We start from the raw sequence: 17983 nt of genomic DNA, 5'->3' as shown, positions 1-17983 counted from the left end.
GAACCCAGCCCCTGTAGGAGCCGCCGAAGGTTGCCTTCTTTTGCTTTTTTTGCACAAGAACATCACACAAACATAAAAGGTTGAACCGTCGTCTCGGCCAAGGGTCAAGAGAAACAGGCAGTCAATTCAGGCACTTCAGGCCTGCTGCCTCGTTTCCCCTAGTCATGAGAGGGCTTTTTTTGTCTACATCTAACGAGTTGTTCAGTGCAAAAGCCGCCACCGGTATCGAAGGTCTGGATGACATCCTGGCCGGTGGATTGTCCCGCGGACATGTGTTTCTGCTGGAGGGTGAGCCGGGAACCGGTAAAACCACCGTTGCGTTGCATTTTCTCCTTGCCGGTGCCCGAGCCGGCGAGCGCTCGTTGTACATCACCCTGTCAGAAACCGAACGGGAGCTGCGCCAGGGAGCGCTGTCCCACGGTTGGGAGCTGGATGAAAACATCCATATCTTCGAGCTGACACCTCCGGAAAGTCTGCTCAACGCCGAGCACCAGCAAAGCTTGCTGTACTCCTCGGACCTGGAACTGGGCGAGGCGACCAAGCAGATTTTCGAAGTGGTCGAACGGGTCAAGCCGACCCGCGTAGTCCTCGACAGCCTCTCGGAAATCCGCCTGCTGGCCCAAAGCTCCCTGCGTTATCGCCGACAAATCCTGGCGATCAAACACTACTTCGTGCGCTACGACGCCACGGTCGTGTTGCTCGACGACTTGACCACCGAATCCCTCGACAAGACTGTCCACAGCGTCGCGCACGGGGTGATTCGCCTTGAAGAGTTAACCCCCAATTACGGCGCTGAACGCCGGCGCATTCGCGTGGTGAAGTACCGCGGGCAGAAATACCGCGGCGGCTTCCATGACTTCACCATCATGGGCGACGGCATCCATGTGTTTCCGCGCCTGGTGGCGGCCGAGCACCGTGGCGGTTACGTTCGCCAGCAATTGACCAGCGGCATCAAGGAAATGGACGCCCTGCTCGGCGGCGGCATCGAGACCGGTTCCAGTACGTTGATCCTGGGTCCGGCCGGTACCGGCAAATCGCTGATCTCGATGATCTTCGCCGCTGCGGCCGTCGCCCGGGGCGAGAAAGCAGCACTGTTTATCTTCGACGAAGAACTGGGCTTGCTGTTCGAACGCATGAAAAACATGGGCATCGACCTCAAGGCACTGCAAGACACCGGCAACCTGTTGATCGAACAAGTGGATGCGGCCGAACTGTCCCCCGGCGAGTTTTCCCATCGGGTGCGTCGCTGCGTCGACGAGCGCAACATAAAGACCGTAGTCATCGACAGCATCAACGGCTACCAGGCAGCGATGCCCGAGGAAAACGCGCTGGTGCTGCACATGCATGAATTGCTGCTGTATCTCAATCGCCGAGGCGCCGCGACGTTCATGACCGTTGCCCAACATGGCCTGGTCGGTGACATGCAGGCGCCGGTGGACATCACCTATCTGGCCGACACGGTGATTCTGCTGCGCTACTTCGAAGCCCTCGGCAAAGTTCGCCGGGCCATCTCTATTATCAAGAAACGCACCGGCAGCCATGAATCGACTATCCGCGAATACCGCATCAGCGGCCAGGGCATGACCATCGGCGAACCACTGGATGCGTTCCAGGGTGTCTTGCGCGGCGTGCCGACCTACCTCGGCGCGAGCAACCCGCTGCTCAAGGACGACAGCCAATGACTTCGCTGGCGGCGACCTCCGAGCGCGCGATCATTCTCGCGCCGCTGGGGCGCGACAGCCAGATTGCGTTGATGATGCTCAACGAGGCCGGCTATGACGGTGTGATCAGCCGCGACTTGCCGGGCTTGTGCAGCGAACTTGAGCAAGGCGCCGGTTTGCTCCTGATCTCTTCCGAAGCGTTGCTCGGTGGCGACCTGGAGCCGCTGCTGGGCATGATCGAACAACAACCGACCTGGTCGGACTTGCCGATTGTGCTGCTGACTTACCACGGCGGCCCGGAACAGAACCCGGCATCGCGTTACGGCCCGCAACTGGGCAACGTGACCTTTCTTGAGCGCCCTTTCCATCCGGTGACGCTGATCAGTCTGGTGACCACTGCATTGCGCGGGCGTCGACGACAGTACGAAGCCAGGGACCGGCTGATCGATCTGAGCCAAAGCGAACTGCGGTTGCAAAACACTCTGGAAACCCTCGAACAGCAGGTTGAGGAGCGCACTGCCGAGCTACGCAATAACGAAGAAGCGCTGCGCCAGTCACAGAAAATGGAAGCCGTCGGCCAGTTGACCGGCGGCATCGCCCACGACTTCAATAACATGCTGACCGGGATCATCGGCAGCCTGGAACTGCTGCGCCGGCGTCTGGCCCGTGGGCGTACCGAAGATCTGGACAGCCTGATCGACCTGGGCGTGACCTCGGCCAACCGTGCGGCGGGTCTGACTCACCGGTTGCTGGCGTTCTCCCGCCGACAGTCGCTGGACTCCAAGCCTGTGGTGATGAACACCCTGGTGACGTCAATGGGAGAACTGCTGGAACGCAGCATCAACGAGAGTATTCAGTTGGACATGCAGTTGAGCGAGCAACTGTGGGTGGCCGAGGCCGACCCCAACCAACTGGAAAGTGCCCTGCTCAACCTGGTACTGAATGCCCGCGACGCCATGCCCGACGGCGGCAAACTGGTGGTGAAAACCTTCAACCAGCACCTGGACACCGGTTTTACCGAAGCCCACGGCAACCTCCAGTCAGGGGATTACGTGGTACTCAGCGTGACCGATACAGGCTGTGGCATGCCGCAGAGCACCATCAGCCGGGCGTTTGATCCGTTCTTCACCACCAAGCCCATCGGCCAGGGCACCGGGCTCGGGTTGTCGATGATTTACGGGTTCAGTAAACAGTCCCGAGGCCATGTCACCATCAACAGTGAGGTCGACCAAGGCACCACCGTCAACCTGTACCTGCCGCGTTATAGCGGTAATCTGGCACAAGATCCTTTGGTGGATATCCAGCAAACGCCTTACGCCCAGAAAGGCGAAACGGTACTGATCGTCGAGGACGATCCAGCGGTTCGGGTGTTGGTCAGTGCGGTGTTGAGCGAGTTGGGTTATGCGTTTGTCGAGGCTGGGGATGCCGACAGTGCGGTGCCGATCCTGGATTCTGCCCAGCGCATCGACTTGCTGATCAGCGACGTCGGGTTGCCAGGGATGAACGGCCGGCAATTGGCAGAAATAGGCCGTCAGTATCGGCCAGACCTCAAGGTGTTGTTCATAACTGGGTATGCCGAACATGCCGCCGTACGCGGTGGCTTCCTCGACCCGGGCATGCAGATGATCACCAAACCGTTCACCTTCGATCTGTTGACGGCGAAGGTCAGAGAAATGATCCGAATCTAAAGAACGCGCGCCTTGTAGGAGCTGCCGAAGGCTGCGATCTTTTGATCTTGAAAGCAAAGTCAAAAGATCGCGGCCTTCGGCAGCTCCTACGAAGGCAAGAGCGTTTAGGACAACATCTGTTGCATCAATTCCTGCAACACATCCAGATCAAACGGCTTGCCAAGAATCGGCGCCTTGCGGGTGATCGGGCTGTCGGTCTCGCGAATTTCCTGCGGATAACCACTGATGAAAATAACCTTGAGTTCCGGTCGAAGCTTGACGGCGGGCTCGGCAATCTGCACACCAGAAATCCCGCCAGGCAGGCGGAAGTCAGTAATCATCATGTCCAGGTGCGGTTTGCTCGCCAGGATTTCGAACGCCTGCTCGCCGTTTTCGGCCTGCAACACTCGATAGCCCTCGCCCGACAGATAGGCAGACAACACCATCAAAATCGAGGGGTCGTCCTCGACAATGAGTACTACATCTTGCGCATCTTCACTCATGGGAAGCCTTTGTTCGGTCAATAGCTGCTGATACGACCGTGGGGTCGTTCAGAGGTTGCGTTTATCTGGCTGCTTTCCTACAACGGCAGACAAACGCGAAATAAGGCGCCTTCGTTGATTCTGCTCTCGACGACGATGGATCCGCCATGGGCGGCAACGATTTGCTCGGAAATAAACAGCCCCAGGCCCAGTCCCGCCACTACGGTCTTGGCGGAAACCCGTTCGAACTGTTGAAAAATACGTTTCTGGTTTTCTTCACTGATGCCAATGCCGCGGTCCTGAACCTCGACCCGGGCCTGGCCCTCGTGATTGTACACGCGCACGTCGATCGGGCCTTTGCCGCCATAACGCAAGGCGTTGGTCAGCAAGTTGGAGATCACCTGCTCGATACGGAACTCGTCCCACCGCCCTTCCACCGGACCGTCAGCGGTAAACGTTACCGTTGATTCGGCGGCATCAAATTGCGGCGCAAAGTTTTGCAGCAGATTACCCACCAACTTCACCAGGTCGAACCGGTTAGGTCGGATCGACAGCTTGCCGGTGCGAATGCGCGACACATCGAGCATGTCTTCAATCAGACGGATCAGGCTTTTGATTTGACGTTCGTCGCGATCGACCATGGCGTGCATTTTGTCCAGGGTGAACGCCGCCGCGTTGTCCCGGGCCAGGTGCATCTTGCGCAGCTGGGTTTCGAGGATCAGGCCATTGAGCGGCGTGCGCACCTCATGCGCCACGATGGACATGAAGTCATCGCGCATGCGCACGGCCTGCTCAAGTTCGTTCTGGGTGTTTTGCAACTTCTTCAGCAGTGCTTCCTGTTCCCGACGGCTCTGCTCCAAGGCTTCGACCTGTTGCTTCATGGCCTTGCTCTGGCGATACAGGTCGACGAATACATTGACCTTGCTCTTGACCGCATGGATATCCAGCGGCTTGTGCAAGAAGTCCACGGCGCCGCTTTCGTAGCCTTTGAACGCGTAGTTCAGTTCCCGGCCGGCGGCACTGACAAAGACAATCGGGATGTTCTTGGTCTTTTCCGTGCCGCGCATCAATTCGGCCAGTTCGAAGCCGTTCATGCCCGGCATCTGCACGTCGAGAATCGCCATGGCAAATTCGTGTTGCAGCAACAGCGACAATGCTTCATCGGCCGACAGCGCTTTATAGACCATGCGATCTTCACGCTTGATCAGCGCTTCTAGAGCCAGCAGGTTTTCTGGCAGATCGTCGACGATCAGCAGTTTGGCTTGGATGTTACTCAGCATGCTATTCGTTCCAGCTCGACAAGCAGACGGCCGATGCCGCGTATAGGGAGAATGTGGTCAGGTTGATGCAAGTCCAGCGCCGCCTGGGGCATGGTCGCGACTTGGGCTTCGTTCGGGTCTTGCACCACAGTCAGGCCACCACGGTGCTTGACCTGGGCCAGGCCGTTGGCGCCATCGCGGTTGGCGCCGGTCAGCAGCACAGCGGCCAGCGCCGGCCCGTAGGCGTCAGCGGCAGATTCGAAGAGGAAATCGATGGCCGGCCGCGAATAGTGCACGCGGTCTTCCAGGCTCAACGAGAAACTGCGGTCCTGCTCCACCGAGAGGTGATAACCCGGCGCTGCAAAATACAGGGTTCCGGCTTCGACCAGCGTCTTGTCGACAGCCTCCAAAACCGGCAGCGCAACTCGCCGGGCAAACACCTCGGCCAGTTGGCTGCGGCGTTCGTCAGGCAAATGCAGCACCACGATGATAGGCAGCACAAAGCCTTCGCGCAGCGGGCTGAGGATGTTCAGCAGCGCCTCGACTCCACCGGCCGAAGCGCCAATCACGATAGCCTCTACAGTCGGCAAACCGGCGTCGTTGTTCATGATTTACGGTAGATCCGTTCTTGTTTGACCAAAGGCTCGAATTGTTTGCCAAATGCCGAAAAGTCCGGGGTTTCCTTGCTGCCCAACACCAGGAAACCACGATGGCACAGCGACTCATGAAACAAACCAAACGCACGATCCTGAAGCTTTTTATTGAAGTAAATCAGTACATTACGGCACGAAATTAATTGAGTCTCTGAAAACACACTGTCGGTCGCCAGGCTGTGATCGGCAAAGGTCACGTTCTCGCACAGGGTCTTGTCGAAAATTGCGTAACCGTACGCCGCCGTGTAGTAATCGGCGAACGAACGCTGGCCACCGGCCTGCTGGTAGTTAGAAGTGTAGGCGCGGACGTTCTCCATGGAGAAAATCCCTTGCTTGGCTTTCTCCAGCGAACGCGGATTGATGTCTGTGGCGTAGATGATCGTGCGATCGAGCAACCCCTCTTCACGCAACAGGATCGCCATCGAGTAGACCTCCTCACCGGTGCTGCACCCGGCGATCCAGATCTTGATCGACGGATAGGTCTTGAGCAGCGGCACCACTTCCTGCCGGATCGCCAGGAAATGCGACGGGTCACGAAACATCTCGCTGACCGGAATCGTCAGCAATTGCAGCAACTGCATGAAAGCGGTCGAATCGTGCAGGACCTTTTCCTGCAACGCCGAGATGGTCGCGCACTCGAATTGAGCCAACGCATGTGCGACCCGGCGCTTGATGGACGCGCCGGAGTAGTCACGAAAGTCATAGCTGTACTTGAGGTAGATCGCCTCAATCAGCAGCCGCAATTCGATTTCGGTATTCTTTTCCACTAAAGGCGTTCCACTAAATACGTTCCATCTTCGGTAACCACACGCGAATCAGCGAGAACAGGCGATCCAGGTCGATTGGCTTGGCCAGGTAATCGTTGGAACCTGCCGCCAGGCAGCGCTCCTGATCGTCCTTCATGGCCTTGGCCGTCACCGCGATGATCGGCAGCTTGCGCCAGCGCGGGTCCTGGCGGATCAAGGTCGTGGCCTCGAAACCGTCCATCTCCGGCATCATCACATCCATCAGCACCAGGTCGATGTCCTCGACTTCATTCAGTTTTTCAATCGCTTCACGACCGTTACGGCCGATCACCACGACTGCCCCTTTTTGCTCCAGCGCACTGGTCAGGGCGAAGATGTTGCGCACATCGTCGTCCACCAGCAGCACCTTGCGACCCTCGAAGACCTTGTCGCGACTGCGCGCGGTCTTGAGCATCTTCTGCCGCTCATGGGACAACTGGGATTCGACTTTGTGCAAAAAGAGTGTCACCTCATCCAGCAGACGCTCTGGCGAGCGGGCGCCCTTGATGATGATCGAGCGTGAATACTTGCGCAGCTCGGCTTCTTCGTCCCGGGTCAGGTTGCGCCCGGTGTAGACAATCACCGGCGGGAACGAGCAGATGTCTTCGGTGGACATGCGCTTGAGCAAATCGTTGCCGAGCATGTCCGGCAACTTCAGATCGATGATCATGCAATCGAAAATCGTCTCGCGCAGTCGGTCCAGGGCTTCCTGGGCGAAACCGACGGCGGTGATCTCGATGTCTTCGTCGCCGATCAGGCGGGCGATGCTGTCGCGCTGCAAGTCATCGTCTTCCACCAGCAGGACCTTTTTGACCTTCTGGGTCAGCTTGGCCTCGAGGCGGGCGAACACGTCCTTGAGCTCTTCGCGGGTGGTCGGCTTGACCGCATAACCGATGGCGCCCATGTGCATCGCGGCTTCGACCCGGTCTTCGACCGAGATCACGTGAACCGGGATGTGGCGAGTTTCGGCGTGTTCCTTCAGGCGCTGCAACACCGTTAGCCCGGAATGATCCGGCAGGCGCATGTCCAGCAGAATGGCGTCGGGGATGAACTCCTTGGCCAGGTCGTAACCTTCGTCGGCGCCGTGGGCCACCAGGCACTGATAACCCAGTTCGTGGGCGAGGTCGTAGAGGATGTGCGCGAAATTCACCTCATCTTCCACCACCAGAATGCAGCGCGTGGCAAACGGCGCCTTGGCGCGGTCGTCATTGAAGCGCGGGATGTCGACCTCGGCAATCAACGGCACCGGAGCGGCCACCGGGGCGCTTGGCACGTAGGCCACCGGCGTCGCGCGCATCGGTTCGATCGGCTCATCGCCGGGTTCGACGTACTGCTGCGGCAATACCAGGGTGAACGCACTGCCCTGCCCCGGTTCGCTGGTGACGCTGATCGAGCCACCCAGCAAATTCGCCAGGTCGCGGGAAATCGACAAGCCCAACCCCGTGCCGCCATATCGGCGATTGGTGGTGCCGTCGGCCTGACGGAACGCTTCGAAGATGCTTTCCTGCTGATCAGGGGAGATGCCGATCCCGGAATCGCGCACGATGAACGCAATGCCTTCGCCCAGCTGGCTGGCAACGGTCAGGCTGACGCTGCCTTTTTCAGTGAACTTCACCGCGTTGGACAGCAGGTTCTTGATCACCTGCTCCAGGCGCTGGCGGTCGGTGTAGATCATCATCGGCGCGCCGGGTTGCAACTCGATCTGGAAGTCCAGTTTCTTATCCGCGGCCATTGGCTGGAACATCCCGCGCAAGCCGTCCACCAGGCGGGCGACACTGGTGTTTTCCGGGCGCATTTCCAGCTTGCCGGCTTCGACTTTGGAAATGTCGAGAATGTCGTTGATCAGGTTGAGCAAGTCATTGCCGGCCGAATAGATCGACTCGGCGAACTTGACCTGTTCGGCACTGAGGTTTTCCTGAGGGTTTTCCGCCAACAGCTTGGCCAGGATCAACGAGCTGTTCAGCGGCGTGCGCAGCTCGTGGGACATGTTGGCGAGGAATTCGGACTTGTACTTGCTGGAGCGCTGCAATTCTTCGGCGCGGTCTTCCAGCTGAATTTGCACCTGATTGAGCTCGGTGTTCTTCTGGTCCATGGCGTCGCGCTGATCAGCGAGGATCTGCGCCTGTTCGGCGAGTTGCTCGTTGGTCTGCTCCAACTCCACTTGCTGGGTTTCCAGATGCGCCTGGGATTCCTTGAGAATTCGCGACTGCTCTTCCAGTTCTTCGTTGGCGGTCTTGAGTTCTTCCTGCTGAACCTGGAGTTCTTCGTTGAGCTGCTGGGTTTCGGCCAGCACTTCCTGCAGGCGCTGACGATAGCGCGCGGCCTCGATCGAGGTGCCGATGTTGCCGGCAATCAGCTCCAGCAGTTCGATGTCGCGCTCGTCCAGTGGGCGCAGGAAACCCAGTTCGATGACGCCATTGACCCGGTCATCGTCGCTGGTCGGCACCACCAGCACGCTGTGCGGCAAGCCTTCACCCAAACCAGAGCTGACCTTGAGGTAATCGGCAGGCACATTATCCAGGCGAATCAGCCGAGCCTGTTTAACGGCTTGGCCAACAATCCCTTCACCGTCGTAGATCGACTGATCCTGCGCTTCCTGTTCCCGGGGTAAACCGTAGGAAGCCACGCGCTTGAGGCCGCCATGTTCTTCACGCACATAAATGGCCGCCACGGCAGTGCCCATGTACTGCGCGCAGAATTGCAGAATATTGCGCCCCAGCAAGTTCAGGGTCAGTTGCCCCAGTACTTGCTCGGCCAGTTCGGTCTGGCCGCTGCGCAGCCAAGCTTGCTTCTCCAGGCGATCGGCACTGGCCTGTTGTGCGCTCAGGGTGGCGCCGTAATTCTGGGAAAGATTGAGCAAGTCACGTCGGCCAATGTAGGCAAGCAAGCCGCTGATGCCTGCCACAAACAGCAGATACAGAGTGATGCTCCAGATGGTGGTGCGGCGCACGTCTTCGTTGCGCGTGGTGCGCAACTGCTGCTCCATGTCGATCACGTCATCGAATTGTTTGCGGATCTCATCGGTCAGGCGCTTGCCGCGTCCAGCCTTGACCGCGGCGCGGTAATCGCCGCTGGCCCGCTGCAAATCGATCATCGATTGCGCGTAAGTGGCCCACTCGGTTTGCAGGGCCTGGAGCCGGCGCAAACGGTCGGTCTGCACCGGGTTGTCGGCGGTCAGTTCGAGCAAGGTATTGAGAGCGACCGCGATTCTCGGCCTGGCCGTTTCGTACGGGTCGAGGAAGTGCTCGTCACCGCTGAGCAAGAAGCCGCGCATCCCGGTTTCCAGGTCGACCGTCAGCTTCACCGCTTCATTGGCGTTATTGATCACCCGGTCGGTATGTTCGACCCATTGGATGACAGACAGCAGGTAAGTGATCAACGCCACGAAGAAAACCGCGCTGATCACACCCACGCCAAGCGGCAAACTGACGTTGCGGCTCAGGAGTTTACGGAATCGTTGCTCATCAACCGAAGACACAGAGGTCATGGGGAAGGCCTTGTCGAACTGTTGAAAACCAAGGAGTTTGCCCCAAAACCGTCACGTTGATCTAATTTTCTGACAGCTTTGGTAGCAAATTCCTGCAATTAACTGCTCTTGGTCAATGCCGCGCGTTATCCTTGCCGATTGTTGTACCGCTATTGTTTTTTGCATTGTGTCGGGAACTTGTCGGGGTCCGGCATTTACTCAAGCAAGAGACCGGCGATTTCGATCGACCGCCGACCCGAAAACCTACCATTGAGAGCCCCAATTATGTCCTCCAACGCGTCCATCATTCTTGTCGTCGAAGACGACGCCATCGTGCGCATGCTGATCGTCGATGTGCTGGAGGAGCTTGAATTCAAGGTCCTGGAAGCGGATGGCAGCGAGCAGGCCCTGGAGTTTCTCAATGACGAAGACCAGTACATCGACCTGATGATGACGGACGTTGGCCTGCCGGTGATGGATGGCCGTGAACTGGCCACCCAGGCGCGGATGCTGCGCCCGGAACTGCCGATACTGTTTGCCAGCGGCTACGCCGAAAGCATCGATGTGCCGGCGGGCATGCAGGTAATTGGCAAACCGTTCTCGATCGATCAGTTGCGCGACAAGGTCAAGGGCATGCTGGCTTGAGTCAGGCGCCATGCCAGGTCAATAAGTCATGCAACGACGATCCCAAAACTTAACGTTTTGGGATTGTCATATCACCCTTTAATTCAACCCGCCCACCAAGTTTCAACTTTCGCCACACAGCCATTCGCACACCACTGCAAATAACATACTTCAATCCGGACACAATCCGTCAAAGTTACCTGCTGGCTACAACCTTCTAAAAACAATAACTTCCTCAGCCGCAGAACATGACTGCGCAACAACATCACAATCATCATTCATAACAACCCACTTAGTTCAAGGATAGAACATGAACACGCCTGCCTCTTCGACTGAAATAAAAGTCACAGAAGAAAAAACTGCCGTTATCAAAAAGACGACAGCACTGGAAAATCTTTATATTGCGAAGGTGACGATAAATGACCTGATCGTCCCTGGCACGCCGGGCACGGCGCTGGATATCGCACACCAGAAAGCGCAAAGCGCTCTGTTGAAAATGCTGGAACGCCCTGAGGCAAAGGACATACTTCGTTTGCTTGGCACTCCTGAAGACGCTGTCATTTATTGCGATGCAAACAGAAATCTTTATGCAAGAACAGAAACCCAGCGCAAAAATCTGACGCCACTGATTGATAACAACACTTATCTGAGCCTTCAGCTTGATGCCCTTGCAGAAGCCGCAACGAGTTGTGGAAACTGCATTTACGCAAGTTCGATTATCAGCATTGAGCAGTGGCACAACTTTTATGGAATCACATTCCCCGAACACCTGAAACACCACTTGGCAGCGGTAAAACCCCAAGGTTTCCCTCGGGCCAAAAGCATTGCGATCGGCAACTACATGGCGTTACTAAACCAGGGTGAACCGACCCATCTAACGTTAACCAACGAACAGCGATCCCGACTCCAGCCACCCAAGACACTTAATGAAACGATGCTCTATCGTTTGCTGGATCGCTCGCGGACCGCAGCGAGTATTCGTTTCGATGCACGCTCGGTACTGGAATTGTGCTTGAAAAACTCCAAGGCAAAAGGTCACGCGCGGGACGTGCTCAATAGTGTTGATTGGTACGGCTCAGGCTCGGGTCAGGTGGCGTCGGCTGAAGACCTGGACCTGCTGCTCATGGCGCGCATCCTGCTCGATATCAACCCGTCAATCGGCCAAGAGGACGAAGTGCATCGGCTGTTCGAATTCGAGCTTTATCATCCGCGCCACGTCGAGCTGAACCGGGCTCAAGTGCTGATGAAGTTTGAGGAACACCTGATTTCCCGCGACAAGGCCGATGCACTGGCGGCGCCCGTGGTCGCCCATCTTTTACTCGCCACCTGCGCGCCCGAGTTTGTAGTCAAGAGCGTTCCCGACTCGTTGCTCCTGGGCTCCACCGGCTGGGCAACCTTTGCCAACGCGGCAGCCTACGCAGAAATCATTTCGCCGGGTGCCTGCTGCGTCATGACCTATAACGACGTGATGGGCTTTGCCGACAGCTATTTAACCGGTGCCCGGCAAGACACCCTGTATTGCAGCCTGATGGTCAAGCCTATGTTGAATTGGGCCGCGATGAACAATCTGATCCCCTACAGCGCAGAGGGCGACTACAACGCACAACACCTGATCGACGTCAGCGCCGCCCATGACCGCTACATCGATCAACTGACAGCCGCGACCCAGGCGCTGAGCACGCCCCTGCCGACACGAGAGTCCGTGGCCCGCGAAGAACTTGAACGGGTGATCCCGAATGCGGCCCGCGACATCGACAAGAAGATCATCCGCGAGCACATCCTGCCGGACCACGCCCAACAAAATGCCAAGCGTCCTTTTCAATACTCGGTGCTGGACCTGTACCAGTCCGACGACCTTTTACAGAAGAATGGCAGCGGCAGGTTTTCCTCGGACTTCTACCACGACCGCACCATCAACTGGCTGGACGATGCGCCGCTACTCAAACGCCTGGGCACCGTCGCAACGCTGTTTCCAGCCGCATTCGAGCGCTACCACGAAGCCCTGCAAAAAGCGCTGAATACCAACCTGCGGATGACGCTGTCGCGACTTCCCATGAACGAACGAGTCGCCTTTGAATACGGAACCATTCATCTGTGCCTGGTCCGAAAACGGGATAACCAGCCGCGAATCGACGAAACACTCGAGACGCGAGAAAGAGCCCGGGCCCGTTATGGCGTCGTTATCAATGCCACCTATAAGGGCCACACGAGCTGTTACGAGTTGTTCAGCATTCGCGCCCATATCCAGAAGCAACCGGCGCTGGAGAGCCTGTTCAACAACCCGGCCAATCGATATCAACGACGCCTATCGGAAAAAGAGGCCCGCCGAGTCGCTTATATGGGCGGGTCGGGGACGACTTACGACAAGGATGAGCTCTGGAACGGCGCCCGGTCGCCGGACAAGGATGTCTTTTTCGGTGGTCACGTCCCGCTGGACGACGCCGCCTATTTCACCGGTTCCCTGCCTCGAACCACGGTCAGCGCCTGGTTGCTGCTGGAAAAGGATTGGCGCTCGCTGCAATCCGAGATCAGCGGGCCAAACAAGCGCAGCCCCATGGAAACCTTCAACTCGTCACGGGTCGAAGCGTTGATCAAGTCGATACTTGAGCACAGCCCGGTCGCGACCCGGGAAGAGCTGTACGAAACGGCAAAGGGCGTTTCCATTCTGGAGTCGCAACGACAACAGTCTTCGGACAGGCTCCATCAAGTATTGAACCTGATCATCCCGTTCAAAGGCTGCATTGAGGACGTTACCTCCGGCGATCCTGAGCGCGAGGCGGCGGGTGCGCTCAGTTGCGTATTCGACAGCATGTCGGTGATGGGCGCCGTACTGGGCGCTGCGCCAAAGGTGTTATCGGTTGCCGCGCGGACCGGGTCCGCATCGTCTAAAGCATTCAGTTTCGCCAAGGCCGGCTCGGCCTTCCTGACTTCGCTGATCAACCCGTTGGACGGCATGCCGGATCTGGTCAACAAAGGCAGCAAGCTGTTGCACAAAGGCAACGTCTTGCTTTCAAAGCGAGGCCGGCGCGCTGTCAGCGATGCGGTGGACAATCTGAAACAGGGCAGCTCTTTTGATGAGTCCGCACAGGTTCTCAAGGCCCTTACGTTTGCGGATATAAAAAAGGTGAAATGGATCGGATACGATGATGCCGTCAACTTGTTCAATCTGTTGATTATAAAAAGGGGCAATGACTGGTATTCGCTGGACTTGAATACGCTGCAACCTCGCGGCCCAAAGTTATCGCAAGCTCAGTTACAGTTTTTACCCTAGCGATTAGCAATATCTCTTCACACAACCTGACTTGCTGACTATTCAGCAATGGGAAAACTCTCCGCCCATCATTACCACAGCGCATGAACAATTAATCACTTCTGGCACTTCCAGAGGCAGGCTAATGTGCGCTGCAACTTCACCAACATCCAAACAAACAGAATTACTCAACAGTAATGAAAGGACTCATTATGAAGAATCAGGCACGCCCCACAGAAAGATGCCTCCAGCACTTCCCTACCCCGAATAAAACCCTCGCCGGTACGTTCGAACAACAGCAGGCCGACCTTGCGGAAAAAGCCTTGATCATCGAGGCGCTCCAGACCCACCAGGCGTTTGGAGTGTACGGATTGAAATGCGACATCGCTTATATCCAGGGTTCTCGTTTCGGCGAGGCTTATCAATCAGCCAACGCGATGTTCCAGGAAATATTAGAAAAACACACTTTTATCGGCGTGCGCCGTGACCGCAACATAGATACCGCAGATGTTATCTGCGTATACGCGGACGGACGCGTTAGCGCACTGTCTTCAACGTGGAAGGCCCGGTACAACTTTGAGCAAGCCGAGATTGATCTGACAATGGAGATCGAACGCTTCCCGGAACTCAAGAGTGATGTACAGGCACTGGCTGAACTGGTTGCTTTGACAGGGGGTGCGGTCTATTCAGATGACCGTATAAAAGTTGAATGCTGGCTGCGATTCCACCATTACTTCATACCGACCAACCCGGCGGAGTACAGCAATTTACTGAGTTTTCTGAACCACCGTCCTCAGCCAGCCCCTCCCCTCGGAACCTTTTGGGAACTGCTGGCGGCGGCCGAACACCCCCCCTTTTTCCTGACCCCGGAAAACAAGGCGAGCATTTGCCAAACCACCCTCGACTTGCTCGGCGCACCCAACTTGCTGCTTGAGTCGCTCGGCCGAAGAACACTGCGGGGCAAAACACCCGAGTACATCAGGAACAATGTCGATGCCCTGCTCAGCCAAATATTATCGAGCGAAACGGCGCTCGAATGGGCACTCGAATACCTGGAGGTATTGGGTTGGTATGGGGTGCATCAAGATGAAAGCGTCGACAAGGAGCATCTGCAGCAACTTCTGGTGACCGCCATTCTGCTTGATCAACAACCTGGCAGCGAAGGTTCCGGGCCTGAAAACCAAGTGGCCGGTTACAACCTCTATTCGCCCGACAACGTGGAAAAGTCGCTTTCAGTGGTACGCCTGGCGTTCGAGAACCACCTGATCGCACAACACAAACTCACCGACACCCTCGCCCCGTTATTCGCTCATCTGCTTCTGGCCGGTGACGCTCCCGAGTTTCTGGTCAAGGAAGTGCCGGAAACGCTGCTGCTGGGCACCCTGGAGTGGGTCGCCTTCCGTCAAGGTGTCGCCCTGGCCGAAATGAACGCGGCCGGCTCCTCGCGGCTGATGACTTACTCGCAAATAAAACAGCTCGCTGACATTGAGCCGGTGACCGAATTGCTGCAATCGATCCATGGCTTGATCGCCCGGGATGTGATTTTGGATTGGGCACAGTTACACAGTGTGATTGATGAAAAGGACTTGAACGATCCGGAGAAGAAATCTGCCGAGATTGCGCTGAATGCATTTAGAAGAGACGCCGGGCTGCTGACCGCGGCGGCCGAAACATTGTCCACGCCTCTGCCTACGCGACGGGCTCTGACACTGTGGATGCTGCAACACAGCGTGCCCGACGCGGAGTTCCTGCAAAAAGAGGTGCTCTATTTTAAAGACTGGGAAGTTGAAGATCTGATTCGCGAGCCGCTCGCCATGTCCATGGTCGATTTGCAAATGTCAGACGATCTCGAGACTCAGAAATGGGATGTCAGAAGCGGAACCAGTGTTTATAAAAGATACCCGAAGCTTCTTCCGCAACTACTCTCACCCAAAGAGTACTTCGATATCTGGTTCAATCGTGCGCACACTCTCCAAAAAGACGCGGTAGAAACCACATTAAAACTGGCCATGTGTTCTTTGCCCGCCCGAGATCGATTCAGGCTCCAGCAGGGCGAAATTACCCTGTTCACTGTCCGCCCTTGCGTCGTGAAACAGGACAAAAGGCCAAACCTGCCCGTTCATCCATTGTTGGCGATATTCCATCCTGACTTATCGATACTGCCGAGACATCCTGACCCTGTAGAAAACCAGCGTGACAAGGACGCCGCCACCGGTCGATATGGCGTGGTGGTGTGTTCACGCATTGAGGGGCGGCTGTATTGCTATGAGTTGTTCACCCTGTACGGGGAATGTCGGGAGAACCCGGAACTGGCGAAACTGATCGACAGCAAGGACTTGCTGAATACCCCATCGCGTCTGGAATTCACCGGCAACATCACCACCTACACAACGCCCACTCCGGTTTATGACCTGCCACTCAACATCGAAAACTACACCCATGGTGTGCAACCGGCGGGCAGCACGACCACTAAAGCCGTCATAGAAAAACTCGGGGTCGTGCCGGCGCCTTCCAAGGCAGAAAAATACAACAGTGCTTACCAGAGTTTTTACTCCGGACAATTCCAGGCCATTGCCCGGTTCGTTGTAAACCATCGCCCCGTCGCCACTTACAACGAGTTGCGAAACGAAGCCTGGGGACAGACAAAGCTGGAACAGGCCATCGCCAAAAGAGACAAAACCATTGAGACGATCATCAATATCGTCGTCCCTTTTAAGGCCTGTATCGAGGACCTCAACTCAGGCGATGCTGACCGCAAACTGGATGCAACGACCAGTTGTTCATTCGAGGTGGTAGGAACGCTGCTGATGGTCTTCGGCGCCGCCGCGAAAATCGTCGGTGTCGCCGCTACTTCGGCATCCGCGGCAGCAAAAGCCGCCAGGTTCGCCAGGGTTACCTCCGCCCTCATCGTCTCGGCCTTGAACCCGTTGGATGGCGTACCCGCGCTGCTCAAAGGTGGCACCAAACTGCTGGGCAAAGGTATCTGGCGACTGAGCAAGCCTGGCCGGCAATTGCTCTCGGTAGCCGTTGAGCAAATGCACAGACTGACGCACAGCACTGCCTATGATTTGGCCACTGTCACTCGCCGTTTGAAGTCAGCCCAAGACCCTTTGCAGGCCATGGGCGACGCTGGCGAAGCAGTCCTGTACTGGGCGACGCTCAAAAATGACAACTGGTACGCCTTAAACCTGAGAACCGGGACGCCATGGGGCCCGCCACTGACCCATTTGCAACTGGCAAAATCGGTTGTGGCGCGAGGCTGGCGGCGGTTGCTGCCCGTCAGTTATGCCCATGCTTATGTCAAAAGGAGTTTGCCGCTGGCCCAGGGCAAGATCGATACCGCGCTGCAACAACTTCTTTCGGCGGGCTCTGCGCCCGAGGTTAAATCGGTCCTCAAATGTGTGTTTGGCAATGACTCCGCCGAGGCCATCGAACACTTGACCGAAGCGTTCCGCAAGATGAAAAAGGACGCTGAACACATCACGCTGAAAAACATAATCTTTGATACCGTCGCTGACGGTGATGCATTGGCATCGGTCTATCCGGGGCGCGCTGTGGTCTGGAAAAACGGCGGTTATGCGGCGGATGCGCATAACAGCAAGTTCCTGACGATCTACACCGGGGAAATGAACCAGTATTTTGAAGCGACGAGGTTTGATAAAGGCCGAGTGGCTGACGGCATCGTTCACGAAGTTTCCCATGCGTCGGAAGGTACCCTGGACATGATGTACTCCGACTTGTCGCCGAAAAACGGACGGCCCGGCGAAATTGGTGTCACCGGTTTGATGAACCTGGCAAAGAAGCCCCGGAACATCGTGCCAGAGACGATACCGCAGGCGGATGCCGACGGACTTCAGGAGTTCATCAGCATCAAACCCGCCTTGTCCCCGTTGCTGGCCAACTCACCGGCGCTGTTGAACGCCGAGTCTTATATGCTGGCCATTGCGCTGCTTAATCAAAGGGCGCGCAATCACCAGCGTTTCCTCAGCAACCTGGTCGAGATGGAGAGCAAGATTTTCGCCTCCCGTGGAGAGCACATCAAAGACGCGGTGGTCGTGAATCTGTCTTCCTTCGACATGGCCTAGTTTGCCGCGACAGCCGTATGAGCAAAAGGACGCGACCTCGCAGCCACCTGA

10 protein-coding genes are annotated in these 17983 nt (G+C 56.8%); 5 read left to right on the top strand and 5 right to left on the bottom strand.

Annotation, left to right across the window (positions count from 1 at the left end):
* Positions 1-179: 179 nt before the first annotated feature.
* On the top strand, positions 180-1682 hold the full coding sequence (locus tag ACWIKB_RS04175) for an ATPase domain-containing protein (protein ID WP_475265458.1): 1503 nt from the start codon (positions 180-182) through the stop codon (positions 1680-1682).
* Positions 1679-3349, top strand: coding sequence for an ATP-binding protein (locus tag ACWIKB_RS04170; RefSeq protein WP_475265457.1), 1671 nt, complete (start codon positions 1679-1681; stop codon positions 3347-3349). The genes ACWIKB_RS04175 and ACWIKB_RS04170 overlap by 4 nt, the downstream gene beginning before the upstream one ends.
* Positions 3350-3453: 104 nt before the next feature.
* On the opposite strand, the gene ACWIKB_RS04165 is transcribed toward ACWIKB_RS04170, so the two are convergent.
* From ACWIKB_RS04165 to ACWIKB_RS04145, 5 genes are all read right to left on the bottom strand, one after another.
* Positions 3454-3831 (bottom strand): response regulator, encoded by a 378-nt coding sequence (locus ACWIKB_RS04165; RefSeq protein WP_054046198.1) that lies wholly within the window; start codon positions 3829-3831, stop codon positions 3454-3456.
* Positions 3832-3908: 77 nt separating this feature from the next.
* Entirely contained in the window at positions 3909-5090 is a 1182-nt protein-coding gene (locus ACWIKB_RS04160) for a hybrid sensor histidine kinase/response regulator (protein ID WP_475265456.1), read from the bottom strand.
* Entirely contained in the window at positions 5084-5677 is a 594-nt protein-coding gene (locus ACWIKB_RS04155) for a chemotaxis protein CheB (protein WP_475265455.1), read from the bottom strand. The genes ACWIKB_RS04160 and ACWIKB_RS04155 overlap by 7 nt, the downstream gene beginning before the upstream one ends.
* Positions 5674-6489, bottom strand: a complete 816-nt coding sequence (locus tag ACWIKB_RS04150) for a CheR family methyltransferase (RefSeq protein WP_475265454.1) — start codon at positions 6487-6489, stop codon at positions 5674-5676. The genes ACWIKB_RS04155 and ACWIKB_RS04150 overlap by 4 nt, the downstream gene beginning before the upstream one ends.
* 13 nt (positions 6490-6502) lie before the next feature.
* Entirely contained in the window at positions 6503-9994 is a 3492-nt protein-coding gene (locus tag ACWIKB_RS04145) for a response regulator (RefSeq protein WP_475265453.1), read from the bottom strand.
* A gap of 264 nt (positions 9995-10258) precedes the next feature.
* Between ACWIKB_RS04145 and ACWIKB_RS04140 the strand changes: the two genes are divergently transcribed.
* From ACWIKB_RS04140 to ACWIKB_RS04130, 3 genes are all read left to right on the top strand, one after another.
* On the top strand, positions 10259-10618 hold the full coding sequence (locus ACWIKB_RS04140; protein WP_054046207.1) for a response regulator: 360 nt from the start codon (positions 10259-10261) through the stop codon (positions 10616-10618).
* A gap of 289 nt (positions 10619-10907) precedes the next feature.
* Entirely contained in the window at positions 10908-13868 is a 2961-nt protein-coding gene (locus ACWIKB_RS04135) for a hypothetical protein (protein WP_475265452.1), read from the top strand.
* A gap of 191 nt (positions 13869-14059) precedes the next feature.
* Entirely contained in the window at positions 14060-17932 is a 3873-nt protein-coding gene (locus ACWIKB_RS04130; protein WP_475265451.1) for a hypothetical protein, read from the top strand.
* Positions 17933-17983 lie beyond the last annotated feature (51 nt).

This window comes from Pseudomonas sp. 5Vm1k (assembly GCF_056161485.1).
This window is presented reverse-complemented; position numbering and strand designations above follow the sequence as displayed.